General features: G+C 65.6%; 23 protein-coding genes. 3 read left to right on the forward strand and 20 right to left on the reverse strand.

Going from position 1 to position 26,014, the window contains the following annotated elements:
* Positions 1 to 11 precede the first annotated feature (11 nt).
* Positions 12 to 317 carry a hypothetical protein gene (locus N6L25_RS09590; protein WP_271979623.1) on the forward strand — a complete coding sequence of 102 codons (306 nt, stop codon included), beginning with the start codon at positions 12 to 14 and terminating at the stop codon, positions 315 to 317.
* Between the two features lie 45 nt (positions 318 to 362).
* Here the strand turns inward: N6L25_RS09590 and N6L25_RS09595 are convergent, their stop codons facing one another.
* The 4 genes from N6L25_RS09595 to N6L25_RS09610 all read right to left on the reverse strand — a co-directional run bounded on the left by N6L25_RS09595 (position 363) and on the right by N6L25_RS09610 (position 5,251).
* On the reverse strand, positions 363 to 2,873 hold the full coding sequence (locus N6L25_RS09595) for an acyl-CoA dehydrogenase (protein ID WP_271979624.1): 2,511 nt from the start codon (positions 2,871 to 2,873) through the stop codon (positions 363 to 365).
* A 130-nt stretch (positions 2,874 to 3,003) separates the two neighbouring features.
* On the reverse strand, positions 3,004 to 3,792 hold the full coding sequence (locus N6L25_RS09600) for an OmpA family protein (RefSeq protein WP_271979625.1): 789 nt from the start codon (positions 3,790 to 3,792) through the stop codon (positions 3,004 to 3,006).
* Positions 3,793 to 3,815: 23 nt separating this feature from the next.
* The gene (locus tag N6L25_RS09605; RefSeq protein ID WP_271979626.1) at positions 3,816 to 4,193 is read right to left on the reverse strand and encodes a DUF4398 domain-containing protein; all 378 of its coding nucleotides are present in this window, start codon (positions 4,191 to 4,193) and stop codon (positions 3,816 to 3,818) included.
* A gap of 170 nt (positions 4,194 to 4,363) precedes the next feature.
* Positions 4,364 to 5,251, reverse strand: a complete 888-nt coding sequence (locus tag N6L25_RS09610) for an AEC family transporter (RefSeq protein ID WP_271979627.1) — start codon at positions 5,249 to 5,251, stop codon at positions 4,364 to 4,366.
* A gap of 169 nt (positions 5,252 to 5,420) precedes the next feature.
* On the opposite strand from N6L25_RS09610, the gene N6L25_RS09615 reads away from it, so the two are divergent.
* Positions 5,421 to 6,602, forward strand: coding sequence for a MalY/PatB family protein (locus N6L25_RS09615; protein WP_271979628.1), 1,182 nt, complete (start codon positions 5,421 to 5,423; stop codon positions 6,600 to 6,602).
* 30 nt (positions 6,603 to 6,632) lie between these two features.
* On the opposite strand, the gene N6L25_RS09620 is transcribed toward N6L25_RS09615, so the two are convergent.
* The 7 genes from N6L25_RS09620 to N6L25_RS09650 all read right to left on the reverse strand — a co-directional run bounded on the left by N6L25_RS09620 (position 6,633) and on the right by N6L25_RS09650 (position 15,523).
* Positions 6,633 to 8,084, reverse strand: a complete 1,452-nt coding sequence (locus N6L25_RS09620) for a succinylglutamate desuccinylase/aspartoacylase domain-containing protein (protein WP_271979629.1) — start codon at positions 8,082 to 8,084, stop codon at positions 6,633 to 6,635.
* 110 nt (positions 8,085 to 8,194) lie between these two features.
* Positions 8,195 to 9,838: an MBL fold metallo-hydrolase gene (locus N6L25_RS09625; RefSeq protein WP_271979630.1), complete on the reverse strand. Its 1,644-nt coding sequence runs from the start codon at positions 9,836 to 9,838 to the stop codon at positions 8,195 to 8,197.
* A gap of 140 nt (positions 9,839 to 9,978) precedes the next feature.
* Complete coding sequence (locus N6L25_RS09630; protein WP_271979631.1) at positions 9,979 to 11,271, reverse strand: MATE family efflux transporter; 1,293 nt, start codon at positions 11,269 to 11,271, stop codon at positions 9,979 to 9,981.
* 178 nt (positions 11,272 to 11,449) lie between these two features.
* A complete protein-coding gene (gene tpx, locus N6L25_RS09635) occupies positions 11,450 to 11,947 on the reverse strand; it encodes a thiol peroxidase (protein ID WP_271979633.1) in 498 nt (165 codons plus the stop codon).
* 101 nt (positions 11,948 to 12,048) lie between these two features.
* A complete protein-coding gene (locus N6L25_RS09640) occupies positions 12,049 to 13,278 on the reverse strand; it encodes a multidrug effflux MFS transporter (protein ID WP_271979634.1) in 1,230 nt (409 codons plus the stop codon).
* Between the two features lie 138 nt (positions 13,279 to 13,416).
* Positions 13,417 to 14,319 carry a LysR family transcriptional regulator gene (locus tag N6L25_RS09645; RefSeq protein ID WP_271979635.1) on the reverse strand — a complete coding sequence of 301 codons (903 nt, stop codon included), beginning with the start codon at positions 14,317 to 14,319 and terminating at the stop codon, positions 13,417 to 13,419.
* Between the two features lie 52 nt (positions 14,320 to 14,371).
* On the reverse strand, positions 14,372 to 15,523 hold the full coding sequence (locus N6L25_RS09650; RefSeq protein ID WP_271979636.1) for an alpha/beta fold hydrolase: 1,152 nt from the start codon (positions 15,521 to 15,523) through the stop codon (positions 14,372 to 14,374).
* A gap of 200 nt (positions 15,524 to 15,723) precedes the next feature.
* Between N6L25_RS09650 and N6L25_RS09655 the strand changes: the two genes are divergently transcribed.
* Complete coding sequence (locus N6L25_RS09655) at positions 15,724 to 16,629, forward strand: acyltransferase (RefSeq protein ID WP_271979637.1); 906 nt, start codon at positions 15,724 to 15,726, stop codon at positions 16,627 to 16,629.
* Positions 16,630 to 16,641: 12 nt separating this feature from the next.
* On the opposite strand, the gene N6L25_RS09660 is transcribed toward N6L25_RS09655, so the two are convergent.
* The 9 genes from N6L25_RS09660 to N6L25_RS09700 form a co-directional block, all read right to left on the reverse strand.
* Positions 16,642 to 16,851 (reverse strand): hypothetical protein, encoded by a 210-nt coding sequence (locus N6L25_RS09660; protein WP_271979638.1) that lies wholly within the window; start codon positions 16,849 to 16,851, stop codon positions 16,642 to 16,644.
* Positions 16,852 to 16,953: 102 nt separating this feature from the next.
* Entirely contained in the window at positions 16,954 to 18,951 is a 1,998-nt protein-coding gene (locus N6L25_RS09665) for a ribonuclease R family protein (protein WP_271979639.1), read from the reverse strand.
* 199 nt (positions 18,952 to 19,150) lie between these two features.
* Positions 19,151 to 19,597 (reverse strand): DUF411 domain-containing protein, encoded by a 447-nt coding sequence (locus N6L25_RS09670; protein ID WP_271979640.1) that lies wholly within the window; start codon positions 19,595 to 19,597, stop codon positions 19,151 to 19,153.
* Complete coding sequence (locus N6L25_RS09675) at positions 19,594 to 19,725, reverse strand: hypothetical protein (RefSeq protein WP_271979641.1); 132 nt, start codon at positions 19,723 to 19,725, stop codon at positions 19,594 to 19,596. Before N6L25_RS09675 ends, N6L25_RS09670 begins: the two co-directional genes overlap by 4 nt.
* Positions 19,722 to 22,244, reverse strand: coding sequence for a heavy metal translocating P-type ATPase (locus tag N6L25_RS09680; protein WP_271979642.1), 2,523 nt, complete (start codon positions 22,242 to 22,244; stop codon positions 19,722 to 19,724). The genes N6L25_RS09675 and N6L25_RS09680 overlap by 4 nt, the downstream gene beginning before the upstream one ends.
* Positions 22,241 to 22,681, reverse strand: a complete 441-nt coding sequence (locus N6L25_RS09685) for a MerR family transcriptional regulator (RefSeq protein ID WP_271979643.1) — start codon at positions 22,679 to 22,681, stop codon at positions 22,241 to 22,243. The genes N6L25_RS09680 and N6L25_RS09685 overlap by 4 nt, the downstream gene beginning before the upstream one ends.
* Positions 22,682 to 22,781: 100 nt before the next feature.
* A complete protein-coding gene (locus tag N6L25_RS09690) occupies positions 22,782 to 23,117 on the reverse strand; it encodes a hypothetical protein (protein ID WP_271979644.1) in 336 nt (111 codons plus the stop codon).
* Between the two features lie 85 nt (positions 23,118 to 23,202).
* Complete coding sequence (locus N6L25_RS09695; protein ID WP_271979645.1) at positions 23,203 to 25,455, reverse strand: putative bifunctional diguanylate cyclase/phosphodiesterase; 2,253 nt, start codon at positions 25,453 to 25,455, stop codon at positions 23,203 to 23,205.
* Positions 25,456 to 25,560: 105 nt separating this feature from the next.
* A complete protein-coding gene (locus N6L25_RS09700; protein ID WP_271979647.1) occupies positions 25,561 to 26,010 on the reverse strand; it encodes a CoA-binding protein in 450 nt (149 codons plus the stop codon).
* Positions 26,011 to 26,014 lie beyond the last annotated feature (4 nt).

Raw genomic sequence — 26,014 nt, forward strand, 5'->3', positions numbered from 1 at the left:
GGAGACGTCCAATGAACACATTGCTAACGGGTTTTTTCTCGCTCGCCTTGCTGGCGGCTTCGGCCTCGGTTTTCGCCAACCCCAGCCACGGCGGCCTACCGCCAGGACTGCAGAAGAAAGTGGCCCAGGGGCAGCCCCTGCCGCCGGGATGGCAACGCAAGCTGAACCTGGCCCGCGGCGACTATCTGCCGGACTATCTGTACCGGGATCGCCGGGTGGTCGACCTGGATCGTCGTCACCAACAGGTCGCGGTGGAAGACAAGGTCTACATTGTGCTGCGCAACACCCTGGAAATTGTCGATATCCTCAATCTCTGAGCGGCCGCCGGTCGACCGGGGGTGGCCCCCGCTCGACCGGCCGGCTCAGTCTTCCTCTTTCGGTGGCCGTTCCACCACCTGCCGTTTGCCCTTGGCGCAGCGCGCCAGCTTCTTGATGCCGTCGGCGTCGAAGGCATCGACCCGGATCACGTCATAGAGCGCCTCCAGCGCCTCCAGCAGTTTGTCACATTCCTCCCCCTGGATGATGTTCTGGCTGCAGGCCCAGTCCACCAGTTCCTTGCGCTGGTGGCCCATCAGCAGGGCGATGGCGTCCAGTTCATCCTCGTTGCGACTGCGAATGGCGGCGTGCAGTTTTTCCCGCATGTCGTGGGTTTCGTTGGCCAGCCGGTAGGCATTGAGAACCCGTCCCAGCGAATCGTCCGGGCTCTCGTTGACGTAACAGCCCCGGCTCAGGCGCTTGCGGATGGGGGCATCGCGCACAATGCTGGCGGCCACCTCCGCGCCCAGGGCATCGTCGGGGCCGTTGAGCCCGGTGGCCCCCAGCGGAAACACCAGTAATCGCAACGGCCAACGCAGCAGCGGCACCGGAAACTGCAGGATGGCTGCCCGCATGCTCGCCTGTAGATCCCGCAGGCAGGTCTTCAGGCCCCATTCCACCAACGGCCGCTGGTCGGGTGGGTAGCCTTCCTCATGCCACTGTTTGATGATGGCGGAGGCGTAATAGAGCTGCACCAGACAGTCCGCCAGGCGGCCGGATAGCCGCTGGCGGGCCTTGAGGCCACCTCCTACCGACAACAGGGTGACGTCGGTGAGCAGGGCGAAGGCGGCGGAGAACCGGGCCAGTTGCCGGTAGCAGGGGCGGATGTCCCCCAGCCTGGGCACCGTCTCCACCCCATGGCCGCGGGTCAGCGCCAGTACACAGGCCCGCAGGGCGTTGCGGGTGGTGTGGGCCAGGTGGCGGTAAAAGATGCCATCGAACATATCCGTGGCGGCGTCCTGGTCCGCCATCCCCGCCGCTTCGATTTCCTCGACGATGAACGGATGACAACGGATGGCGCCCTGGCCAAAGATCATCAGGCTGCGGGTCAGGATGTTGGCGCCTTCCACGGTAATGCCGATGGGCACCGCCTGATAGGCGCGGGCGAGGAAATTACGCGGCCCGGTTATGACACCGCGGCCCGCCACCACGTCCATGGCGTGGTTGATCACCTCCCGCATCAGGTCGGTGTTGCGGTACTTCAGCACCGCCGAGGGCACCGACGGCCGCACCCCGCGATCCAGCATGCTGGCGGTCAGTAGCCGGGCGGCGTCCATCATGTAGCTGTAGCCGGCAATGGGCTCCAGGGCCTCCTGCACGCCTTCAAACTGGCTGATGGGACGGCCGAACTGTTCCCGTACGTAGGCGTAGGAACCGGTGGCGAGACAGGCGACCTTGCCGGCGCCGGTGCCGAGTGCTGGCAGCGACACCGAGCGGCCGATGGACAGGCACTCTAGCAGCATGGTCCAGCCCTTGCCGAGCATGTCCTGACCACCGATGATCTGGTCCATGGGGATGAACACGTCGGTACCCCAGGTGGGGCCATTCATGAACACCGTGTTCATCGGCAGGTGGCGGGCGCCGACGTTCACGCCGTCCACGTCCCGGGGCACCAGCACGCAGGTCACGCCGATCTCGTCGTCGCCACCCAGCAACCGGTTCGGATCGTACACCTTGATGGCCAGGCCGATCAGCGTCGCCACCGGTGCCAGGGTGATGTAACGCTTGTTCCAGGTCACCTTCAGGCCCAGCACCTCCTCGCCCTGCCAGTTACCTTTACAGACGATGCCCTTGTCGGGGATGGCGCCGGCATCGGAGCCGGCCACCGGTGAGGTGAGGGCGAAGCAGGGCACTTCCTTGCCACTGGCCAGGCGCGGCAGGTAATGGGCCTTCTGGGCCTCGGTGCCATAGGCCATCAGCAACTCGCCGGGGCCGAGGGAGTTGGGCACCATGACTGTCACCGCCGCGGAGACGCTGCGGGTGGAGACTTTCATCACGATCTCGGAATGGGCGGTGTGGGAAAAGCCCTTGCCGCCGTCCTCCTTGGGGATGATCAAGCCGAAGAAGCCGTTGTCGCGAATGAATTTCCACACCGGCGCCGGCAGGTCGTAGTCCTCATGGGTGATGGCCCAGTCGTTGAGCATGGCGCACAGCTCTTCCACCGGCCCTTCCAGGAAGGCCCGCTCCTCGGCATTGAGATGGCCGGGCTGGGCATCCAGCAGTTTCGACCAGTCGGGCTGACCGGAAAACAGCTCGCCATCCCAGTCCACGGTGCCGGACTTCAGCGCTTCGGCTTCGGTGTCGGACAATTTCGGCAGCTTGCTGCGAACCCAGCACAGCAGTGGCCGGCTGAGCCGGTCCCGGCGCAGGTCGCCGGGAAACAGCAGCACCAGGCTGAGCGCCAGCAGGCCGAGCCCGACCAGCACACTGAGCAGGTGCCAGTGGTCGTAGAACAGGCCGATGGCAGTGGCAGCGACGAGGACCGCGGCTGCCGTGGTGCCGCCAATACCGAGGTAGATCAGTACCAGTGCGGCCAGCAGCCAAAGCAGTACACTCATAAGGGACCTCCTGTTTCCTTTAGCGTCAAAAATGCCGTGCCGGTCATAGAGCTGACCAACAAGGTGAAAGCAGCCGGGAATCCGGCTCCAGGCCGGATGTCAGTACCTGCCCGGGCCGGATTGTGCAGGGTCAGCGACTGTCGATATTGCCGGACTCGTCGGAGATGACGATCTCCACCCGCCGGTTCTGCTGGCGGCCTGCGGCGCTGTCGTTGTTGGCGACCGGGTAGGACTCGCCGTAACCGCGGGTATCGATGCGGTTACCGGTGACGCCCTGGACCACCAGCGCGTCCCGTACCGAATTGGCACGCTGCAGCGACAGCATCTGGTTGAAGGCGTCATCGCCGGTGCTGTCGGTGTAACCCTCGATCAGCACCCGCCGCGCCGGGTATTCCAGCATGAACTGGGCCAGCCGGCCGATGGTGCGCTCGGCGGCCAGTTTCAGATCCGCCTTGCCCACGTCAAACAGCACGTCGCCCAGGGTCAGGACCATGCCGCGCTCGGTCTGCTGGGCCTGCATGGCTTCCATCTGTTGGCGCAGGGCGTCCGCCTCGGCGGTGCGTTGCTGCAGTTCCAGCTGCTTGCGCCGTTCCTCCGCGGTGGTCACCTCGGCTTCGAACTGGGAGCGGCGACCCTGTTCGCGGGCGATCTCGCCGTGGCGTTTGGCCAGGTAGGCGGCATGATCCACCGCCGGGCCATCGGCATCGTCGGCCAGCAGGGCCTTGGCTTCCTCCAGCTTCTTGCTGGCACTGCGTAACTGGGTGGCGGCGCTGCGGGCGACGCTGGGATCGTCCTTGATCTCGTCATAGACCACCTGGGCCTCGGTCAGCAACGCATTCTGTTTGGGATCACCGGCGCATCCGGCCAGGGCCAATGTCAGCCCCAGCGTCAAGCCGGTGACCAATGGATGATTCCTCATGGTGCGATCTCCTGCTCTGGTCCTTACCGGGTACCGTTGTCAATCTGCATGCGCAGCGACTCGATGTTCTTGTTGATTTCCTCGACGGCCTGGCGGGCCTTGGTGGTTTCGGTACGGGCGCCGGCCAGCTGGGCATCCACGGTGGCCTGTTCCAGCAGCAGGCGGGCGCGGTCGTACTCCTCGCGTTCGATCAGTTCGCGGGCATCCGCCACCTTGTTCTGGGCCTGGTTGAGCAGCACCGGCTCGTACTGGCGGGCCTGGATGGCCTCGGCCTGCTCGATGGCCGAGGCGGCGGTAAGCAATTGGGAATCGGGTTTGGGGCCTTGGCTGGCGCAGGCGGTCAGTAGGGCTGCGGTCGCCATGACCAGGATGGTGCGCCAAACACAGCAAAAGACATTCATGTGCTGACTCCTCGGTGTTGGTTGAATCCGTGACCACCACTCGCCGGTTGCCCCGCAATGGCGCTTGAGGCGCAGGACAGATCGCGGCGGACTGAACAGGAAGACGGCTAAGAATTACTATAGCAGGCCTTTGTGAGAGCGCTGCCGGGACGGACCAAAGTGCGCCAGAGCTACAGCAGCGGGGAGGCGAACACCAGGCCCAGGGTGATGGGCATCACCACCAGACTGCCCAGGTTGCCGATCAGCACCAGGGACGCCACCCGATGGGGTTCCTGTCGGTACTGCTCGGCCACCATGTAGTTGAGCACCGCCGGCGGCAGGGCGGCAAACACCCACAGGGCCGCCAGCTGCAGTCCGGGCAGGTCCAGCGCCACCACCAGAGGCCAGGCCAGGATCAGCCCACTGGCGGGACAGGCGATGGCGCCCAGCAGTCCCAGCTTCCAGTCGCTGAAATCCACCTCCAGCATGCGCACCCCGAGGGTGAACAGCATCAAGGGTATGCAGACGCCGCCGAGCATGTTGATCGACTCCAGTAGCCAGGCCGGCAGAGCCAGGCCGGACAGGTTGAGGACCAGGCCGGCGATGGTGGCCAGTACCACCGGTATTCGCAGCAGGTGGCGCAGGGGTGCATGGGGGTTGAGCATGTGCAGGCCCACGGTGAAGTGCAACAGCATCTCCACCACGAACAGCACCACCGCCGCCGGCAGGGCCGCCTCACCAAAGGCGAACACGATCACCGGTATGCCCATGTTGCCGGAATTGTTGAACATCATCGGCGGCAGAAAGGTTTTCAGGTCCAGCTTCAGCAGCCGGGCGACGGGCCACAGCAGCAGCCCGGAACCGAGCACCACCACCACCGCAGCCAGCGCCAGCCAGGCATAGTCCTGCAACGGGGCCTGCTGGTCCGCCAGCACGCCAAACACCAGTAGAGGGACGAACAGCTCCATGTTGAGGGTGTTCAGGCCCTGGATGTCGGGGGAACGGAAACGACCGTATAACGCGCCGCAGGAAGCGATGAGGAACACCGGCAGCAGGGTGGCGAGGATCTGGATCAGCATAGGGTCCGGTCGTTGGCGTGGGGGAAATGAGCAGCTTCGCAAGCAACCCTCAGTGTGTGCAACTCCGGCGCCCTTGTCACTGCGACTTTTGGCGTTGCAGCGCGTACGCTGGCGGTCGGATCAGTGCGGTCGTGGTAAGGTGTCGACAAGCACTGAGCCGGGAGGAAACATGGCACCGACAGAGTTCGATCAACAGATCCAGCGGGAGCAGACCGGGGCGGTCAAGTTCGACGCCCGCCAAGCGGTGTTCGGTCGTCCAGACGTGATTCCGCTGTGGGTGGCGGACATGGATTTCGCCGCGCCGACGGCCATCACCGAGGCCCTGGTGGCGCGGGCGCAGCACCCGGTTTATGGCTACACCCTGTTTCCCGACAGCCTCTACCAGGCGATGATCGACTGGTTTGCCCAGCGCCACCACTGGACCATCGAACGGGAGTGGATCCTGATGGCGCCGGGCGTGGTGCCGTCGTTGCATGCCGCGGCGGTGGCGTTCACCGAGCCGGGCGCGGCGGTGGTGATCCAGCCGCCGGTGTATCCGCCGTTCTATGCCGCCGCCGACAAGACCGGCCGCCGGGTGGTGGAGAACCCGCTGCGATCGGTGCAGGGCCGTTACGAGTTCGACCTGGACCACCTCAAGGCTTGCGCCGAGGCCGGCGCCAAGCTGCTGCTGCTGTGTTCGCCCCACAACCCGGTCGGTCGGGTGTGGCGTCCCGAGGAGCTAGACGCGGTGCTGGCCATCGCCCGACAGCACGACATGGTGGTGCTGTCCGATGAAATTCACGCCGACCTGGTGTACCCCGACAGCCACGCCCATACTATGTTGGCCCGACGCCCGGGCGCGGCTGAGGTGGTGGTGACGGCGGTGGCGCCCAGCAAGAGCTTCAACATTCCCGGATTGGGCCTATCGGCGCTGGTGGTACCCAGCCGCCGCCACCGGGAAGCCCTGCGCCGGGCCCTCGACAGCATGCACATGGTGCATTGCAATCCGTTCAGCGCCACCGCCTTCGAGGCCGGTTACCGCCACGGCGGCCCCTGGCTGGACCAGCTATTGAGCTACCTGCAGGGCAATCGGGACTGGGCCTGCCAGTACCTGGCGGAGCGCTTGCCCCAGTTGGGCGCGGAGACACCGGAAGGCACCTACCTGCTGTGGCTGGACTGTCGACGGCTGGGGCTGACGGATGCCGAGCTGAAGCGGTTTTTCGTGCACCAGGCGAGCATCGGCCTCAACCCGGGGCTCAGTTTCGGCGCGGCCGGCTCCGGTTTCATGCGGCTCAATCTGGGGGCCCCGCGAGGTGTGCTGGAAGCCGCCCTGAGCAACCTTGCCGAAGCGGTGGCACAGTTACCGCAATAACCGCGCCGGTCTGACGGGGGCCAGACTCGATTACTGGTCCTCCGGCGAGTCGTCGCTGGAGGTTTCTTCCGGGGTCGCCGCCCGGGCGCCGACGTGATAGGCGGCGAAGCCCGCCATCACCACCTGGTCGACCGCCATGCCGATCACCCGGCCATCGTTGATGGCGCGAATGGGGTGTTGGGCATTGGTGATGGGATCGGCCACATAGCCCAGGATCTGACCCTTGTTGACCCGGTCGCCCAGCTCGATGTCGCTGAACAGGATGCCGCCGTGTTCCGACCGTATCCAATAGGAGTTGTAGTACACCGGCTCGGGATCGCCCCAGACGAACATCCGCGAGATCATGCCCTGCTTTTCCATCAGACTGTTGATACTGTGCACTCCGGCCTCGATCTGGTGCTCCTGGATGCGCAGGGATTCGCCGGCTTCCAGGGTGACCGCGGTGATGCCGACGGCGACGGCGGCGGTGCGCAACATGCCTTCGGCACCGGTGCTGTGAACCACCGCCATGCGGTCGAAGCCGCGGGTCAGATCGGCGACGCTGGGGACGTTCATGTCGGCTCTTAACTGGGGCAGATTGGTGCGCCGCAACGAGCCGGTGTGGATATCCACCAACAGGTCGCAGTGTTTGATGACCTGGGTAAACAACGAGTAGGCGATGCGATCGGCGAGACTGCCGGTGGGAGTGCCGGGAAAATGCCGGTTCAGGTCGCGGCGATCCGGCAGGTAGCGGGAGCCCCGCTGGAAGCCCTGCAGATTGACAATGGGCACGCCGATGACCCGCCCGGACAGTTCCTCCGGGTCCAGGTCGTAGACGGTCCGGCGCACGATTTCGATGCCGTTGAGTTCGTCACCGTGGATGGCGCCGGTCAGGCACAGGGTGGGGCCGGGATTGACGCCATTGACCACCAGCACCGGGGTCGGCTGGGACAGCCCGGCAATCTGGATGCCGGGCGCCCAGACCAGCCGGGTGGCGGTGCCCGGCAGCACCTCGGCATTGAGCAGGGTCAGGCTGGTGGCCACCGGCGGGCTGGCGGGCGCTGGGCTCGCGCCGCCGGTAACCGTTGGCGTCGCGGTCGGCAGAGTATCCGCGGTGGTGCCGGCGGCTTCCGGCTCCGCGACCGGGGCCTCGGGCACCGGCGCAACGTCCTTGAGATCGATATTGGGGGCGACTACCTTGGCGGCACCAGCCACCGGCGTTTCGTCACCGGCGGTTGGCGCGGTGGCGTTCTGCTCGGGGCGGGCCGGATCGGGCGCAGGGTTCGCTTCGGCTGCAGAGTCTGGTGTTGAGACCGCTGCGGGGTCGTCCTGGCGCGGCTGCGACGCCTCGATATCGGTGACTTCCTCGTCTTCGGCGATGGTTTCAGCCTCGACCAGGTCTTCCTCGTCCTGGGCGAGCGCCGGCGTGATCACGGCCGGGGGCAGCCACAGCAGGAGGGCGACGGTCAGGAGCCAGCTGGCGGGAGTCGGACGACGGTGCATAGGGCCTCTCGAATAGTGCCACTTGAATTAGATGTCACTGGGTGCCAAGCATAATCGGGCTGCCGTCGGCTGGGTACGGTTGTGACCAACCTTTAATGCCGCCGTCAGAATCAGTCTGCTACCCAGTCCCAGTGTTGGCGCTCATGATGGGCTTTGCCATCCTCCCGCAGTTTTTCCAGGTGCGCCAGCAGCGAACGGGCCGCCAGGCCGTGAATGGCGGCAGGCACATCGTCGTAGGCCACCGGGGTGAGTGCCTCCAGGGTGGCGGGGGCCAACTGTCGCAGCGCCCGGATCACCTTGCGCTCCCGCGCCAGCCGGTGGGTGGTCAGAACATCCACCACCACCTGCGGTTCGGCCATCAGGAAACCGTGGCCGGGAGCGATGTAGCAGATGTGTTCCGACAACAGCCGCGCCAACGACGCCAGATAGGCCTTCATGTTGCCGTCAGGGGGATTAATCACCACCGTCGAGCCCTGCATGATGTGATCGCCGGAGAACAGCATTTGTTCCCCCGCCAGCAGGAAACAGAGGTGATTGGAGGCGTGACCGGGGGTGTGCAGCACCTTGAGCGGGCCGGCGCCGGTGTCGAGTTGTTCGCCGTCGACCGGCTGGTGGTCCGGCACGAAGTCCCTGTCCTGGGCCGCGCCCTCGGGGGCGGGCAGGCCCACCAGGCGGGCCCCGGTACGGTGTTTGAGGGCGGTGGCGGCGGGCGAATGGTCACGGTGGGTGTGGGTCACCAGCACCTGGCGGATCTGCCCACCGGTCAGCGCCAGAAGCTGTTCCAGGTGGTCCGGCTGGGCGGGACCGGGGTCGATGACGGTGTAGTCGCCGGGGCCGCCCAGCAGGTAGCAGTTGGTCCCCGGTCCGGTCATCAGGCCGCCGTTGTTGGCGGTCAGGCGCACCACGCCCTGGCCGATGGTGACCGGCAGGCCGGGGCTGATGGTGGCGCTGGCGTGGCCCTGACGCTGGGGATCGAGCTTGGCGACCTCGCCGTAGGCCGGCGCTCCCGGCGCCACCGAGATGGCCTGGTCGCCCTTGCGCGCCGGCCACGGCCGGGTCGGCCTGGCCGGTGGCGGATTGGCATGGGCGTAGGCCAGCACCGCCTCCGGGCTGTCGAAGTCACTGAGAAAACGCAACGTCCCCAGGGTGGGCGCGCCGAACAGGCGGCGGCCGTCACGGTGGTCCGCCAGAGCCTGCTGGGGGCTCAGCCAGGCGTGGTTGATGGTCTCCACACCGTCGTGTCGGGGCTGCTGGTGCTCCGGGCTGATCGCCACGAAGAAGCGGGTGTCGAAGCGCCGGGGGGCGCCGGCCGGGGTGATCCAGTGGCTGAGGTAGGCCAGCCGGTCCAGGGGCAGTGACAGCCGGTGCTTGCGGCATAAGGCGTCGAAATCGAGCTCGCCCCGGAACACCGCTTCCCGGTCGGCCTGAACGGCCGCCAGTTGCGACTCGGTCAGGGCGGCGCCGTTGTCCTGGGTGGCCAGCAGCAGCCCGGCTTCCTCGAAGGATTCGCGCACGGCGGCAACCAGATAGTGGATGCCGCCGGTGTCGAGGCTCATGGTGTGGCTGATGCTCCGGTCGTCGGCCCCCCTCAGGTGGCGCTGTACGGCCTCATCGCCGGGGTCCACCGCACCACCGGGAAACACGTAGTAACCGGGCAGGAAAGCGGCTTCCCAGGTTCGTTGCAGCAGCAGCACTTCCAGCCCGCGGGAGCCGGTGCGTAACAGGGTGAGGGTGGCAGCGGGACGAATTTCCATAGGGCACCGTGACGATGATTTTGTTGTTGAGCCGGGGTGCGGCGGCCAGCTTTGTTAGCTAGCAATCTATTTTTACCACACCCGCCTCGTTCTGGCACCCTCTGCCCACTGACCCAGAGCCGCGCTGAAGCCGCTGGCACTCACGATGTCTTGACCCGGCCGGCCGGGTTGGCGAGCCGCGCCATGCCGGCCTGGTAGAAGGTATAGGCCATCACCCCGGCGAACAGGTTGCCCAGGAGGGCACCGGTCATCAAGCCGGTCATCCCGGCCAGCTGGCCCCCCAGCCACAGCAGCGGCAGGAAGCACAGGAACAGCCGCAGGGTGGACACCAGCAGCGCCCGCATGGCCAGGCCGAGGGCATTGCACACAGACACCAGCAACATGCACACCCCCAAGCCGCAGTAGCTCAGTGGTACCCGCAGCAGATAATCCCGCAGCACCTGTTGCACGCTGATGTCGGTACTGAACAGCTCCGACACCAGCCCTGACAGGGCCAGCCAGAGCAGCCCCACCGCCAGCTGCCAGATCACCACGAAGCGAACGCCGAGCCGCACCAGGCGGGCGATCTGGTCGATGTCGCCGGCGCCCAGCAGGCGGCCGATCATCGGCGGCATCGACATGGTCAGCGCCAGCACCACCACGATGGAGAAGAAATCCAGCCGGGTTCCCAGGCCCCAGGCGGCCACCGCCGCCGAGCCGAACCCGGCCACCAGGGCCGTGGCCAGCATCGCCGACAGCGGCGGCATCAGCTGGCTGACCATGGCGGGTGCCATGATGTTGCCGAGCTGGCGCAGCGCCGGGCCGAGGTCGAGGGCGCCCAGGTCGAAGCGAACCCAGCCCCGGGCCAGCAGGCGCGGATAGATGATCAGACAGCCGAGACCGAAGGCGGTGATGGTGGCCAGGGCGGCGCCCGGCAGGCCCCAGCCGAACACGAAGATGTAGAGCGGATCGAGGGCGATGTTGAGCAGGCTGGTGACCACCATCAGGGTGCCCGGTAGCTTGGTGTTGCCGTGGGAGCGGCACACGCTGTAGCCGAAATACAGGGTGGCCCCCAACCAGGCCGCCACCAGCCAGGGAATCCAGTAGCCGCGGATCAGCGGCAGCAAACTGGCGTCGGCCCCCAGCATGGACATGATGGGCACCTGCAGCAGCCACAGCAGCAGGCACAGCACCAGCACCAGGCCGGCGCCCACCAGCACCACCAGGCCGCCGAGCCGTTCGGCCCGGCGTTCGTCGCCGGCCCCCAGGGTGCGCGAGAGGATGGCGGTGGTGGCGATGCCGAGCCCCACCTGCAGACCGATGATGAGCTGGTACATCGGCAGGGTGAAGCCGAGGGCGGCCAGTGGATCCCGGCCCAGCTGGCCGATGAAGGCACTGTCCACCAGCTGGAAGGTCATCAGCGAGAGCACGCCAAACAGCATTGGCCAGGTCATGGTGAAGAGCTGGCGTGGCAGGCTGGGGGTTGGCTCAGGAGCGTTCACGGTCTGAGGGCGGCCGAGTCAGGATATGGGTCAGTGATTGTAGGGGCTGGCGTGTCAGAAGGCCACCGGCTGATGCGGTGGCCCAGGGTTAACGGTGCCCGGCTAACGCGGTGGTTTCAACACCGCCGTCTCAGAGTGCGCTGAGCGCGGCGTCGTAGTCGGGCTCCTGCTTGATCTCCGGCACCAGCTGACTGTGCAGCACCTGGTTGTTCTCATCGAGCACCACCACCGCGCGGGCGCACAAGCCGGCCAGCGGTCCGTCCTGAATGGCGACGCCGTAATCCTGCTGGAAGCTGTAGTTGCGGAAGGTGGACAGCGGAATTACCTGGTCGAGGCCCTCGGCACCGCAGAACCTGGCGGCGGCGAAGGGCAGGTCGGCGGACACCACCAGCACCACGGTGTTGTCCAGGCCGCTGGCCTTTTCGTTGAACTTGCGGGTGGAGGCGGCGCAGACTCCGGTATCGAGACTGGGTACGATGTTGAGCACCTTGCGCTGGCCGGCGTAGCTGGCCAGCGAGACCTCTTCCAGGCCCTGGTTGGTGAGGGTAAAGTCGGCGGCGGTGTCACCGGGGTTGGGGAAAGTGCCGCTGATGGATATCGGGTCGCCGCCCAGTGTGACCTTGCTCATTGCCTGCTCCTTGCTCGCTTTCGGTAAATGGGGCGAGTATTTCTGATGGATTGAATTATTACTGTTTAGTCCATTTTGTTTAGTCCATTCCCGTCGCTACGTCACGAAGATCCGGCGCGGGCCTCGGGAATCGGGTCGAATCCCGGGGCCGGATAGCGCTGCACCAGTAGCAGGTAAGCCGCCAGCGCGCTGACGGTGGCCGCGGCGATCACCAGCGCCATCACCAGCGAGGTGCCGGTGTCGAACTGGCCCACCAGGGCGCCCAGGCTGGCGGCCACCGCCATCTGCACGAAGCCGAACAGCGCCGAGGCCGAGCCCGCCATACGGGGGAAGTTGGCCAGCGCCCCGGCCATGGTCTGGGGCAGGGCCATGCCCACGCCCACCATGACCAGGCCCTGGGGCAGTACCACCGCCCACACCGAGAACACTTCAGCCAGCGCCAGCGCAGCCATCAGGCTGCCCCCGGCCACCGCCAGCAGCAGCCCCCGCAGCATCACCTGATCCGGCATTAGCCGCCGACCGAGCGCCATGGCGGAGAGGTTGCCGAGGATGTAGCCGGCGACGATGAACGCAAACAGCAGGCCGAAATACTCCACCGCCACCCCCAGAAACCCGATCAATACAAACGACGAACCCGACAGGAACGCAAACAGCGCCGAAAAGATCAGCGCGTTGGTCAGGGTATAACCGATGAAGCTCTTATCGCTGCCGATGCGGCGATAGTTGGCCAGCAGTGAGCACAGCTTCAGCGGCTGTCGGTGTTGTGGCGCCAGTGGTTCGGGCACGCCCACGGCCACCACCAGGGTCACCACCAGGGCGTAGCCGGCGAGCACGAGGAAGATGGCGTTCCAGCCCAGGCTGTTCAGCATCAGCCCGCCGAGGGTGGGGGCGATGGCCGGGGCCAGGGCCATGATGCTGGCCAGCAGCGCCATGATCCGGGCCGATTCCCGCGGGGTGTAGATGTCGCGGATGGCGGCACGGCCCAGCACCGGCCCGGCGGAGCCGCCGATGGCCTGGAGAAAGCGGCAGACGATCAGGGTCTCGATGTCCGTGGCCAGGGCGCAGCCGAGGCTGGCAAGCGCGAACAGCAGAAAGCCGCCGAGCATGATCGGCTTGCGGCCGAAGCGGTCGGCGAGCGGCCCGCACAGCAGCTGCGCCAGGGCAAACCCCGCCATGTACAAACTCAGGGTGAGCTGGACCTGATCGGTGCCCGCCGCCATGGCCTCCGCCAGGGCGGGCAGCGCCGGCAGATACATATCCGTCGCCAGCGGGCCGAGGGCGACGGCGGCGGCGAGCAGGACGGTGGTCCAGACACTGGTGAGCGCGAGCATGGGGAACCTGAAGCGGTTGGGGATTGAAGCGCTCAGTCTACGCGACCGGGGGGCCGAGATAACGGCCGCCGGTTGCATAGCATCCATGAACAAAAGTGATGAATCAGCCGGGCTAATCAGTGGAGCACAGCAGCGGAATCACGCCCCCAGATTTTCCGCTACGGCGACCAGCTGCTGGCGCAGCCAGCGATGGGCGGGATCGTCCTGGTGTCGCCGGTGCCACAGCATCAGCAGGGTGAACGGCTTGTAGTCGAACGGCAGGTCGGCATGAGCGAAATCCCTGAGTAAGTGCTTACTCATGCCGCGGGGCGCGGTCGCCAGCAAGTCGGTACCCCGGAGAAAACCGGGCAGGCCGGAAAAATTGGACACCGTCACCACCACCTTGCGCTCCAGGCCACGGGCGCTGAGCGAACCCTCCAGGGCGGTGCGTTCGCCAGTGCCGAACAGGATGGCGATGTGCTGGGCCTGGAGGTAGTCCGCCAAGGTGGTGGGGGGCGTGCGTTGGGCCGGGTCAAAGAACACCGCCATCTGGTCGTCCAGCAACCGCCGCTGCATGACGTCACTGGCCGACGGCGGATGCGGGGAGATGATCAGGTCGCACACCTCCTTGCGCAGCATGTCGGCACTGGGTATGCCGGAAGGGATCACCTGCAGCCGGATGCCCGGTGCCTGCGCCCGTAACTTGGCGGCCAGGCCCGGTAACAGCAGGTCACGCTGGTAATCGTTGGCGGCGATGGTAAAGCTGAACTCGGCGTTAGCGGGCACGAACGGCGGCCCGGCCGACAAGGCCCGCAGATCGTCCAGGATCTGCCGCACGTTGGGGCCGATGCGTAGGGCATAGTCGGTGGGGCTAATGCCGCGGCCGGACTTGACGAACAGTGGGTCGGCCAGCACCTGCCGCAGCCGGTCCAGGGTATGGCTGACGGCGGATTGGCTCAGTTCGAGCTTAACGGCGGCCCGGGACACGCTGGCCTCGTCGAGCACCGCCAGGAACACCCGCAGGGCGCGGGCATCGAGATTGAACGTATCGATGGGATTCATGAATCCCAGTGTAGGGCAAAACCGTGGCCGCTAGAACCACGGTGGTGCGCCGTCAGTTGGAGCGTTCTGCCAGCCACTCGGCCAGTTCCAGCCAGCTGCTGCGGGGGGCTTTGCTGCCGGCCAGGATGCCCATGTGGCCGCCCGGGATCACCCGGAAGCTCTTGTCGGTGGAGCTGACGTGGTCCATCACCCGCTGGGCGGCATCGGGCGTGGCCAGGGTATCGGTTTCGCCGGCAATGGCCAGCAGGTTGGCGTTGACGTTTTCCAGCCGGGCCCAGTCGTCGCCGATCTGGATCTTGCCATCGGACAGCTGGTTGTCGATCCAGATCCGCACCACGGTGTCCTGAATGATGCCGCCGGGGTAGGCCACCATGCGGTCCAGGAACGCCGAGGTGGTGGCGTGACTGGTGACGAACTCCCGATCGCCGAGGCGGACCACCAGCTCCCAGTAGCCCATCACACTGCCGATGGGATTGCTCAGCTTGAAGCCGAGGGTGTTGGCCCAGCCCGGGGTGTGGAACCAGCCCGGCTGCAGGCTGTGCAGCTTGAAGCCGGTGCGGGTGCGGACGAATTCGGCGACCTCGGAGATGCGCTGGTACATCAGGCCGATCAAGCCCGAGGCGTGACTGTCGATGGGCGATCCCAGCACGATGGCGTTGCGGATGTGCTGGTCCTTGCTCAGGGCCGAATAGAACAGGGTAAACATGCCGCCCATGCTCCAGCCGTGCAGCGACAGCTCCTGCTCGCCACTGTGCTGACGCACTCGGTTCAGGTATTGCGGGAGCAGTTCCGCCACATAGGTGTGCATGTTGTAGTGGGTGTGCTCGCGGGTGGGAATGCCCCAGTCGATGAGGTAGACCTCAAAGCCCTTGGCCCGCAGGAAGCGCACCAGGCTGCGTTGCGGGAACAGGTCGTAAATCAGCATGTTCACCGCCAGCGGCGGTACGATGACAATGGGCGTCTTGTGGCTCCGGCGCTGGACCGGGATTTCTTCGCCGTCCAGGTCGATGAAGTCCTCCGCCAGTGGCGGGTAGTAGCGCAGACTCACCAGACCATCGCTGTGAAGGGTTTCGAACGGCGTTTGGCCCGCTTGCACCAGGCTGGCGGCGCGGAATACCCGGTCGAAGGCGTTGCCGGCGTAAAGGGCAGTCTGGCGGGTGAGGCCGGAGGCCTTATTGATCACGGACAGAAAGGGATTTGGCATAGCCGGGTTCATCACTCGTTACTCAAAGGGACAGCACATGGGGTTTGCAAAGGTGACAGGGTATACGGGCGCTGCCCGATGGCACATGGCAAAACCGTCCAATTCCGTTGGCAGATATGTCACCTCGGGATGCTGCCATTCGTCAGCACCGTTGTTATCATGCGGGCCAGCCCAAATCGACAATAACACGGACAACCATCATGCTCAGCTTTCTGCCCGCGCCGGTGATCGGCGTGCTCAATGCCCTGCTGTTGGGAATCAACACGCTTTTCTGGTGTATTCTGCTGTACATTCCCGCGCTTTTGAAACTGATCGTCCCCATCGAGGGCTTCCGGGTGCTGTGTACCCGCGTCATCATCTGGATCTCGGAGTCCTGGGTGGCCTGCAACACCGGGTGGATGAAACTGACCCACGGCACCCGCTGGCATGTGAGCGGTGCCGATAAGCTGCAGCGGCAAGGCTGGTATCTGGTGCTGAGCAACCACCAAAGCTGGGTGGATATCTTCGCCATGCAGCGGGTGTTCAACCGACGCGCGCCGTTTCTGAAGTTCTTCCTGAAAAAGGAGCTGATCTGGGTGCCGGTGATCGGGCTGGCCTGGTGGGGACTGGATTTCCCGTTTATGCAACGCCACTCCCGGGAATACCTGCTCAAGCACCCGGAGAAGCGTGGTGAGGATCTGAAAGCCACCCGTAAGGCCTGCGAAAAGTTCCGCTACACCCCGGTCAGCGTGATGAACTTCGTGGAGGGTACCCGCTTCACGCCGGTCAAGCACCAGCGCCAGAAGTCCCCGTTCCAGCATCTGCTGACCCCCAAGGCCGGCGGCGTGGGGTTCGTGCTGGATGCCATGGGCGATTCCATCCAGACCCTGGTGGATGTGACCATCGCCTATCCCGGCGGGTCGCCGACCTTCTGGGACTTCCTGTGTGGCCGGGTCAGCGAGGTTCGCCTGGAGATTGACACCGTCACCATTCCGGCGGAACTCAAAGGCAAGGACTACACTGCGGATGCCGCGCATCGGCGCCAGGTCAAGGACTGGCTGCAGGCGCTGTGGTCCAGCAAAGACCGGAAACTGCTGAACCTGCTCGACTCGGGCCTGTCCAGCTAGCCGGGCGAGGGATCAGCGGGACTCGACGTCGTCTTCCTCGACGTCATCCGGGTGCTCGCGCTTGTAGCGCTCCCAGTCCTCCCAATCAAACGGCGTACCGGCATTGGGACGCCGTAGGTGGCGGGCGTGCTCCAGGGCATTATGGCGAAGGCTGTGGTCCCGGTCCTCGTTGTCCTCGTCGAAACCGTACTTTCTGAGGAACTCGTCAGGGCTGATCGGCATAGGGCGCACCTCCAGATCGTGCGCCGCTGAAGACCGGCGGGGCCGTGCCTTCAGCGGTGTCTTGGCTTCCAATTCCTACCTTGCGCCCCCGTCGGCGGAATTTCAAGCGTTGGCCTGGGTGTCCTCGGCCGGCTTGGTGTCGGCGTTGGCGGCGTTTTCCACCAGCGTGAACAGGATCTGTTTGCGGTCGTTGTCCACTTCCGCCAGGGTGACCGTGACCGGCTGTTCGAGCTGGAAGGTGCGGCCGTTCTTGGTGTGGGTCAGACGCAGGGTGACCGGGTCGAAACTGAACTTGCCCGCCAGGGACTTGCTGCTGACAAAGCCCTCCAGGCCATTGCTGTCGAGGCGGACGTAGAAGCCGGCGGACACGGTGCGGGTGATGGTGCCGGTGAACTGGTCCTGGCCAAGGCTGGGGGCGAACTGGCACTTGAGCCAGTTCTCCAGGCTGCTGGCGGCCTGGCGGGCCTGGATCTGGGCGGCCTGCAACGCTTCCAGCTGGCTGGCGGACAGCGCCTGCATCGGTTGCTGCCACAACGCCGCCTTGATCAGCCGGTGCACGTAGAAGTCACTGAATTTGCGCAGTGGCGAGGTGAAGGTGGTGTAGGCCGTCAGGCCCATGCCCTGGTGCGGCGCTGGCTGGAACGCCAGCTCCACCCGCGCCAGCTGACGCGAGACGATGGCTTTCACCGGCACCTCGGCCACCAGGCCCTCGCTGCGTTGCATCAGGGCGCGGAAGCCCTCCGGTGTGGCCGGGTCCAGCTCCGCCAGCGCCGGCGCGAAACTGGCCAGCAAGGTGCGGATGTTGTCCTGGCGGTCGTCGCGCAGGCCCGGGTGGGTGATGAACAGGCCGGACGCCTGCTGGCTGAGGAAATCCGCGGCACAGCGGTTGGCGGCCACCATGCACTCTTCCACCAGCCGGTGGGCCTCGTTTTGGGTGGCCGGCTCGATCTGGCGGATGCGCTTGTGTTCATCCAGGCGCAGACGGTATTCGGCGCGGTCGTTGCTCAGCAGGGCGTGCTGCTCGCGCCAGCGTCGCAGCGCGGTGGCGGCCTGGTGCAGCTGGTCCAGGCTGGTGGTTACCGCCTCCGGCAGCGCCTTGGCGTCGTCGTTTTCACGACCGTCGATGACGCTCGCCACCAGCTCGTAGCTGAGCTTGCCCTGGGAGCGAACGTTTGCCAGCTGGAAGCTGTAGTCACCCAGACTGCCGTCGTTGTTGACCTGCAGGTCGCACACCAAAGCCAGCCGTTGGGTGTCCGGTAGCAGCGAGCACAAGCGGGTGCTGATGGCATCCGGCAGCATCGGCCGCGGCTCGCCGGGGAAGTAGATGGCGGTGGCCCGGTTCAGGGCTTCCCGTTCGGCCGGGCTGTCCGGCGCGATCAGCGCGGTCGGATCGGCGATGGCGACCGATACCTTCCAGCCGGTGGCGTTGGCCTCGGCCAGCAGGGCGTCGTCCATGTCCTGGGTGCTGGGACTGTCGATGGTGACGTAGGGGGCGGCAGTGCGATCTTCGCGATCACTGCCGGCGGCTGCCACGGCATCTTCGCTGAGATCGTCGGCCTGGTTCTGAACCGGCTGGGGCCAGGCTTCGCTGAGGTCGAAACTGGCCAGGGTGAAGGCGCGTTCGACGCCGGGTTCACCGGCTTTGCCGATCACCTGCTCGATGCGGGCCTGGCCCTTGCCGTCCTTGAACGGGTGCTTATGGATACGGCAGTAGATCAGGTCGTCCGGCTCGGCGCCCTGGCGATGCTTGGGGGGAATGAAAATCCAGCGGTTGATGCCCGCCGTTTCCGGCACCACGAAGTGGCCCTTGCCCTTCACCAGGTAGCGGCCGACAAAGGTGGTCAAAGCGCTCTCCAGAAGCTCGTCCACCTGGCCCTGGGTTTTGCCCTGGTCGTCGGTTTGCTCGGTGACGTTGACCCGGTCACCGGGCAGGACCTTCTGCATTTCCTCCGGTGGCAGGAACACGTCGCGGCCTTCGTCCAGCACCACGAATCCGAAACGGCCGTTGGTGGCTTTGACGGTGCCGGGAAAGACTACCTTGTTCTCTTTGATGTCGGATTTGAGCTGGCGCAACTGAGTGAGGGCGTCGGCATTGAGCATGGAGCGAACCTGACTGGAATGGCAATGAATGTTTGGCTCGGCAGTATACCGCGTTCAACGGCCAGCGTCAGACTTCCCGGCTTGCGGGCCTCTGATTCACCCCGATTCACCCCGATTCACCGCTGTGTGCCAGAGATGGTCCGGAGTTACGCCGAGGCGCCTGATGAAATCGCCAGGGCCCGCCGGCATTGGGCGCGGCTCAGGGGTGCTCGGCGTAGACCCGGGTCTGGCCCTGGTCGTTGAACAGCAGCACCTGGTAGGCGTCTTGGCGGTCGCCCATCTCCATCCCAGGAGAGCCCACTGGCATGCCGGGAACGCTCAGGCCGCGGGCGGGTAGGCCCTCGGCGAGCAGGCGGCGGATATCGCTGGCGCGGACGTGGCCCTCGATCACGTAATCACCCACAAAGGCGGTGTGGCAGCTGGCCAGGGCGGGGGTGAGGCCCGCTTCGGCCTTGATGGTGTGGAGGTCCTGGGTGTTGATGGCCTGCACCGCGAAGCCGTTGTCTTCCAGATGGCGGACCCAGTCGGTGCAGCAACCGCATGTGGGTGACTTGTACACGGTGATCGCCGCTGTCTCGTCGGCGTAACTGTCGGTGGCAACGGTGAGGCTGCTGGTCAGGCCCAGGGCCAGTATCAGATGTTTCATGGGCGTCGTTCCTGTTGGGTGTGTTGGGATTGATTGGCTGAACCGGACGGGCCGGGAGCGAGCCAGAACCACCAGACAATGGCGGCCATCAGCGCCAGGCCGCCGGCGTTGATCAACAGATCGGTCATGGCGCGATCCTCGCGGAATGGGGTTGAAACAGGCGCAGCCGATTGGCATTGCCGACTACAGTGACGGATGACAGCGACATGGCCGCGCCCGCCAGGATCGGGCTCATCAGGATGCCCCACAAGGGGAAGAGCAGGCCGGCCGCCACCGGAATCCCCAGGGTATTGTAGATAAAGGCGCCGAACAGGTTCTGGTGAATGTTGCGGACCGTGGCGCGGGACACCTCGATGGCATCGGCGACGCCGTGCAGGGAGCCCCGCATCAGGGTGATGGCGGCGCTTTCGATGGCGACGTCGGTGCCGGTGCCGATGGCGAAGCCGACATCGGCGGCCGCCAGCGCTGGCGCGTCGTTGATACCGTCGCCCACCATGGCGACCCGGTAGCCCTGCTGGCGCATGGCCTGAACAAGGTCGGCCTTGTCGGCGGGTAGCACACCGGCGCGGAATTCGTCGATGTGGACGTTCCGGGCGATGGCGGCCGCGGTGGCCTCGACATCGCCGGTTACCATCATCACCCGGATTCCCAATTGCTGCAGACGCTCAATGGCGGCGGCCGAATCGGGCTTGATGGCGTCGGCCACGCCGATCACCCCCAACGGCTGATCACCGCGGGTCAGGAACAGCGGGGTGCCGGCGTCGCGGCTGATGCCTTGCTCGGCATCACTCAGCGCCGCCAGCTCGATGCCTTCGGCCTCCAGCCAGCGCCGGTTGCCGAGGCGCAGGGTCGCCCCCGCCTGTTCGCCACTGACGCCGTGGCCATTGTGGGCCTGAAAGCCGGTCACTGTGGCCGCCTCGATGCCTTGCTCGCGGGCCTGCTGCAGCACAGCGGCGGCCAGGGGGTGTTCCGAATGTTGTTCCAGGCCCGCGGCCAGTGCCAGCAACTCGTGTTCGTTGCCGTCGAGGGCCTGCACCCGGGTCACCGTGGGCTGGCCCCGGGTGATGGTGCCGGTCTTGTCCAGAATCACCAGGTTGAGCTTACTGGCGCTTTGCAGCGCGTCGCCCTGGCGGATCAGCGCGCCGAACTCCGCGGCCTTACCGACACCGACCATCACCGACATGGGGGTGGCCAGACCGAGGGCGCAGGGACAGGCGATGATCAACACAGTGGTTGCCGCCACCATCATGTGGACCACCGCCGGCTCAGGCCCCAGGTTATACCAGACCAGCGCCGCCACGACGGCGATCAGCATCACGGTGGGCACGAACACCGCCGAAATCCGATCCGCCAGGCGGCCGATGGCGGGCTTGGAGCCCTGGGCTTTTTTCACCAGCCGGATGATCTGCGCCAGGGCGGTTTCGCTGCCCACCCGGGTGGCCTGATAGAGGAGCGAGCCCTGACTGTTCAGGGTGCCGGCGGCCACCGTGTCGCCGGGGCCCTTGGCGACCGGCATGGGCTCGCCGGTGAGCATGCTTTCGTCGACCCGGCTCTCGCCGTCGAGGACCTCGCCGTCCACCGGCAGCTTCTCGCCCGGCCGCACCCGAACCTGGTCGCCAATCCGGACCTGTGCCACGGGGAGGTCCCGTTCCTCGCCGTCACGGATGACGCGAGCGGTCTTGGCCCGCAGATCCAGCAGTCGGCGGATGGCCTGGGAGGTCTTGCCCTTGGCCCGCAACTCCAATGCCTGGCCCAGGTTGATCAGGCCAATGATCATGGCGGAGGCTTCGAAGTAGACGTGGCGGGCCAGCTCCGGCAGCGCGCCCGGCACGCTGGCCACCACCATGGAATAGAGCCAGGCGGTCCCCGTGCCCAGGGCGATCAGGGTGTCCATATTGGCGTTGTGATGGCGGAAGGCTTTCCAGGCGCCGGTGAAATAGTGGCCGCCGGTGGCGGCCATCACCAGCAGCGTGAGTCCACCCAGGCCCAGCCACAGCGTCTGGTTGGCGGGGGTGACCATCATGGTGCCAAAGCCCATGCCCCACACCATCAGGCCCAGACCGAGCCCCAGGCTCAGCGCCATTTTGACCAGCAGTTGCCGGTACTGACGGCGCTCGTCGAGGGCCCGGCGTTCGTCGGCCTGCTCGGGGTCTTCCAGTACTTGCGCGCCGTAGCCAGCGCTGGCGACCGCCGCCGCCAGGGCGTTGGCATCGCCGTTGCCGTACACCGTGGCGCTACTGTCGGCCAGGTTCATCTGGGCGGCGTCGACCCCGGGCACGGCGAGCAGCGCCTGCTCGATGGTGCGGACACAGGAAGCGCAGGTTGCACCGCTGATGGCCAGGTGAATCGCCTGGCCGGCTGGCGGTGACGGCTGCGTGGTGGCGGAGCTGGCGTCGGCGCGCGGCTCCGGCGTGGCCGACACCGGGTCGGCCGGTTGCGCCGGATAGCCGGCCTCGCTGAGCAGCCGCGCGGCGGTCGCGCCGTCGACGCCGGTTGGCAGCCGCACGGTCTGGGTCGGCAGGTCGACGGCGATCTGCTCGGCGTCCGCCACCAGGGATGCGAGTGCGGTGCGGATTTTCTTGACGCAGCCCTGGCAGGAGGCGCCGGAGATGGTCAGTTTCGGGCCTGGTTGGTTGCCATCGGTCATCCGTGATGCTCCTCCTGGGATGGCCCGCTGTCCGGGTCTTCCCAATGTTCGATCAACTGGCAAATGGTGTGTCCGTCCGGCGTGCCGTCGGGCATGGCCTGCCAGGTGGTCAGCGCCGCTCGCATGCGATCACGCAGTTGGCTGAGCTCGGCAAGTTGCTGCTCCACACTGCGCAGACGCTGCTCGAACACCTCGCGCACCATCGGGCAGGGGGAGTGATGGTCGTCGGCCTGGGCCAGGATGTCCTTCACCTCCGGCAGCGAGAAGCCCAATTGGCGCGCCTTGCGGGCGAATCTCAGTCGCCGCAGATCCTGCGCGGTGAACTGGTGGTAGTTGTTGGCCGGATCGCGGCTGGGCGCCAGCAGGCCCTCGCGGGTGTAGAAACGCACCGTATCCGGACTGGTGCCGGCGGCTTTGGCTAGCTCGTTGACCTTCATGACGGGGTTTCCTCATTTTGGCGTCTGGCGAACGGGAACCGGGAGGGTTTCCTGACCATGAGGATAGTCTAAAACCTGTGAGTAACTCACAGGTCAAGCGTCAGGCGGACGGTTTTTCTCTGGCCCGCAGGAACACGCCGCAATGGCTGCACTGGTCGGGCGCCATCAATTTGGCCTGCCAGCCGATCTTGTGATGGCAAGCCGGACAGGCCAGGCGGAGCTGGAGGACGATGATGGGGCTGACCAGCAGGGCCAGCAGCACCCCCAGTGGGCCCCAGCTGTCGCCACTGGACAGACCGAGCTGGCTGCTGAACACCAGCACCACGATCAGCGCAAAGAACGCGAAGATGAAGTAACCGCGGTTGCAGTTTTCCCAGCGCCGGAGGCGGCGGTCCTGTTCGGGGGTGAGGTAGTGGCTCGGAGAGGGGTTTGGCATAGCGGCATCGCTTTCATCGTTGGAGGATGCCGGGCAGGCGGGACTGACCGGCTGGCTGGCATTGTGTCGTCTTGACCGGGGCTTTTCAATCCTGGCGCAGCGGCGAGTAGTCGTCCAGCAGCAGCTTCTCCAGTTGTTCGGCACTGACCGGGCGGCTGATGAGGTAGCCCTGGGCGTAATCGCAGCGGTGTTGCCGCAGGAACTGCAGTTGCTGTTCGGTCTCCACGCCCTCGGCGACCACCTTGACGCCTAGGTTGTGGGCCAGGTTGATCACCGCCCGGGTGATCACCGCGTCGTCGTGGCGATCGGTGACGTTGGTGATGAAGGAACGGTCGATTTTCAGCAGGTCCACTGGAAAATCGCGCAGGTAGGCCAGCGACGAATAGCCGACGCCGAAGTCGTCGATGGCCAGGTGCACGCCCAGTTCATGCAGTCGCACCAGCTGATTGCGGTTGCGCTCGATGTTCTGGATGAAGATCTCCTCGGTCAACTCCACTTCCAGGCGGTTGGCGGGCACGTTGTGCTCGGCCAGGGCCTGCTGGATGTTGTCGATCAGGTGTTCATCGTCCAGCTCCCGGCCAGACAGGTTAACGGCAATGCGCAGGTGCGCCAGCGGTCCCTGGCTCCAGGCCGCCAGCTGGCGGCAGGCGGCCATCACCACCCAGCGCCCGATGTCGGTGATGCGGCCACTCTCTTCCGCCAGCGGGATGAATTCGAACGGCGGCACCAGTCCCCGGGTGGGGTGCTGCCAGCGAATCAGCGCCTCCACGCTGTCCATCTTCAGGGTGTCCAGGTCCAGCTTGGGTTGCAGGTGCAGGAGGAACTGGTCCTGCTCCAGGGCAAGGTTGAGGTCCTTGTCCAGCTCGAGGCGCCGCACCTCCCGGTCCTGCATGCCCTCGGTGTAGAACTGATAGGTGTTACGGCCGCTTTCCTTGGCCCGGTACAGGGCGATATCGGCGTTGCGCAGCAACTCGTCGGCGTCCAGGCCGCTTTGAGGGTAGACCGCGATGCCCATGGTGGCGGTGATGCCGTGGATCTGGCGCTGGATCGAAAACGGCTCGGCGAAACACTTCTGGAGCTGGCCCAGCAGGTGGATGACGTCGTCGATGGCGTCCACGTGTTGCTGACACACCATGAACTCGTCGCCGCCGGAATAGGCCACCAGTACCCGTTCATCGCTGAGTGCATTGAGTCGCTCGGAGACCTTGATCAGCAACTCATCGCCGAATTGATGGCCAAGGGAGTCGTTGAGCATCTGGAAACGGTCGAGGTCGATCATGATCAGCGCCAGCTGGCGCTGGTGGCGGTCGGCCAGGCTGAGGGCATGGCTCAGGTCTTCCATGAAGAACCGGCGATTGGCCAGGCCGGTCAGGGTGTCGGTAGACTCCAGACGGGCCAGATCCTGCTGGATCAGCTGACGCTGACGGATTTCCTGGTCCAGTTCTGAGCGTGTCTTGAGCAGGTCCTGGTGTCGTTTCAGCACCAACTGGATCAGCAGGGTCGACAGGCTGACCAATATCCCCACCACCAGCAGTACCGAGAAGGCGATCCAGGGCAGGTTGCTGTGCCGGCTGGCCAGCCAGGCCGTCGACGGGGCGAGGGTGACTCGCCACTCGATGTTCGGCAGATTGACGGTCACCTGCTGACGGTATGCATCCTGGCCGGCCGCCTCCGGGCCGAGCCGGTAAGCGAGCCTGCCGTTCTCGTGGATGTCGATGCGGAAGACGTTGCGAGCCCGTTCGGTCATCAGTGAGGAGGCCAGGTCCGCCATCTTGAACACGCCGGCAATAAACCCCCGGTTGGCGTCGCCGGCGCCCACCGGGGCGTAGATCACCAGCCCGGTGCCGCCCTGGGCCAGCTCAATCACTCCCGAGGTGTCCAGATCGCCGGTGGCGGCGGCACGGGCCAGCGCCTGTCGTCGGCTGCTGGAAAAGGCGACGTTGAAGCCTGCGGCCTGTCCGTTGCCATTGACGGGTTCCAGCCAGCGGATGAGGTAATCGCCGTCGATCCACTCGATCGCCTGATAGCTGCCGAAGTCTGCCAGATAGTTGCGGGCATCCGCCCGCCAGGCGTCTTCTGGCGTGTCTGGTGTTACAACCAAACGATTGGCCATGCGGGTGAGGGCCTGGACATGGTTGTCGAACCGTCGCTCCAGGTCCCGCGCCAACGCCTGCGCCTCTGCCGCCAGGGTGGCCTGGAGCTGATGGTTGTGCTGGTTGTCAGCGCCGAGTTTGAGGGCGATGGCGATGCCCAGGAACGCCAACAGGATCAGCGCCGGAAACGCCGGACTGAGCAGGGCGGCCACGATCTGTCGGGTTGCCGGTTTGGATGCTGGCACTGAAGGCTCCGATACCTGATCCCGTAATTCGGGGGCAGGTGCTAGTTAGGATCGATATTATTATTGTAGGTCTAATCAATAAGATACGGTAAAGCTAAATTCTTGTCAGTGCGCGGAGGCCGGTCGGCGCCCGGGGCCGAGGATGCCCAGGCTAGGGATGTCTCGTTTGGGGCAACGATCCATCACCACCGCCAGCCCGGCCTGCTCTGCCCGGTCGGCGCCGGGGTGGTTGATCACTCCTATCTGGAGCCAGACCGCGGGAACGCCGCGGTCGATGGCTCGGTCAATGACTGGGTCGGTTCGTTCCGGGGCGAGAAACACGTCCACCAGGTCGATGGGGTCCGGGATGTCGGTGATGGTAGCGTAGACCCGCTCACCGAGCAGGGTCTGCCCCTCCAGTCTGGGGTTGACCGGGATCACCCGGTAGCCCTGCTGCTGCAAAAACACCATCACCTCATGGCTGGGGCGCTGGGGTTTGTCGCTGGCACCGACCAGGGCGATGTTGGTGGTGGATTCCAGCAACTGACGGATGGCATCCGGGTCGTGCAGTGGCATGGCG

It is taken from the genome of Marinobacter sp. SS21, from assembly GCF_028369065.1.
In the GTDB taxonomy this organism is placed as follows: Bacteria; Pseudomonadota; Gammaproteobacteria; order Pseudomonadales; family Oleiphilaceae; genus Marinobacter.

What these genes read in the sequence shown, in the direction of transcription:
- N6L25_RS09690 (WP_271979644.1), bottom strand. Translation starts at nt 23,117, where the DNA reads ATGCCAAACCCCTCTCCGAGCCACTACCTCACCCCCGAACAGGACCGC.
- N6L25_RS09600 (WP_271979625.1), bottom strand. Translation starts at nt 3,792, where the DNA reads ATGAGGAATCATCCATTGGTCACCGGCTTGACGCTGGGGCTGACATTG.
- N6L25_RS09595 (WP_271979624.1), bottom strand. Translation starts at nt 2,873, where the DNA reads ATGAGTGTACTGCTTTGGCTGCTGGCCGCACTGGTACTGATCTACCTC.
- N6L25_RS09685 (WP_271979643.1), bottom strand. Translation starts at nt 22,681, where the DNA reads ATGAAGGTCAACGAGCTAGCCAAAGCCGCCGGCACCAGTCCGGATACG.
- N6L25_RS09645 (WP_271979635.1), bottom strand. Translation starts at nt 14,319, where the DNA reads ATGAATCCCATCGATACGTTCAATCTCGATGCCCGCGCCCTGCGGGTG.
- N6L25_RS09700 (WP_271979647.1), bottom strand. Translation starts at nt 26,010, where the DNA reads ATGCCACTGCACGACCCGGATGCCATCCGTCAGTTGCTGGAATCCACC.
- N6L25_RS09605 (WP_271979626.1), bottom strand. Translation starts at nt 4,193, where the DNA reads ATGAATGTCTTTTGCTGTGTTTGGCGCACCATCCTGGTCATGGCGACC.
- N6L25_RS09665 (WP_271979639.1), bottom strand. Translation starts at nt 18,951, where the DNA reads ATGCTCAATGCCGACGCCCTCACTCAGTTGCGCCAGCTCAAATCCGAC.
- N6L25_RS09610 (WP_271979627.1), bottom strand. Translation starts at nt 5,251, where the DNA reads ATGCTGATCCAGATCCTCGCCACCCTGCTGCCGGTGTTCCTCATCGCT.
- N6L25_RS09650 (WP_271979636.1), bottom strand. Translation starts at nt 15,523, where the DNA reads ATGCCAAATCCCTTTCTGTCCGTGATCAATAAGGCCTCCGGCCTCACC.
- tpx (WP_271979633.1), bottom strand. Translation starts at nt 11,947, where the DNA reads ATGAGCAAGGTCACACTGGGCGGCGACCCGATATCCATCAGCGGCACT.
- N6L25_RS09670 (WP_271979640.1), bottom strand. Translation starts at nt 19,597, where the DNA reads ATGAAACATCTGATACTGGCCCTGGGCCTGACCAGCAGCCTCACCGTT.
- N6L25_RS09680 (WP_271979642.1), bottom strand. Translation starts at nt 22,244, where the DNA reads ATGACCGATGGCAACCAACCAGGCCCGAAACTGACCATCTCCGGCGCC.
- N6L25_RS09655 (WP_271979637.1), top strand. Translation starts at nt 15,724, where the DNA reads ATGCTCAGCTTTCTGCCCGCGCCGGTGATCGGCGTGCTCAATGCCCTG.
- N6L25_RS09615 (WP_271979628.1), top strand. Translation starts at nt 5,421, where the DNA reads ATGGCACCGACAGAGTTCGATCAACAGATCCAGCGGGAGCAGACCGGG.
- N6L25_RS09640 (WP_271979634.1), bottom strand. Translation starts at nt 13,278, where the DNA reads ATGCTCGCGCTCACCAGTGTCTGGACCACCGTCCTGCTCGCCGCCGCC.
- N6L25_RS09630 (WP_271979631.1), bottom strand. Translation starts at nt 11,271, where the DNA reads ATGACCTGGCCAATGCTGTTTGGCGTGCTCTCGCTGATGACCTTCCAG.
- N6L25_RS09620 (WP_271979629.1), bottom strand. Translation starts at nt 8,084, where the DNA reads ATGCACCGTCGTCCGACTCCCGCCAGCTGGCTCCTGACCGTCGCCCTC.
- N6L25_RS09625 (WP_271979630.1), bottom strand. Translation starts at nt 9,838, where the DNA reads ATGGAAATTCGTCCCGCTGCCACCCTCACCCTGTTACGCACCGGCTCC.
- N6L25_RS09675 (WP_271979641.1), bottom strand. Translation starts at nt 19,725, where the DNA reads ATGACCGATCTGTTGATCAACGCCGGCGGCCTGGCGCTGATGGCCGCC.
- N6L25_RS09660 (WP_271979638.1), bottom strand. Translation starts at nt 16,851, where the DNA reads ATGCCGATCAGCCCTGACGAGTTCCTCAGAAAGTACGGTTTCGACGAG.
- N6L25_RS09590 (WP_271979623.1), top strand. Translation starts at nt 12, where the DNA reads ATGAACACATTGCTAACGGGTTTTTTCTCGCTCGCCTTGCTGGCGGCT.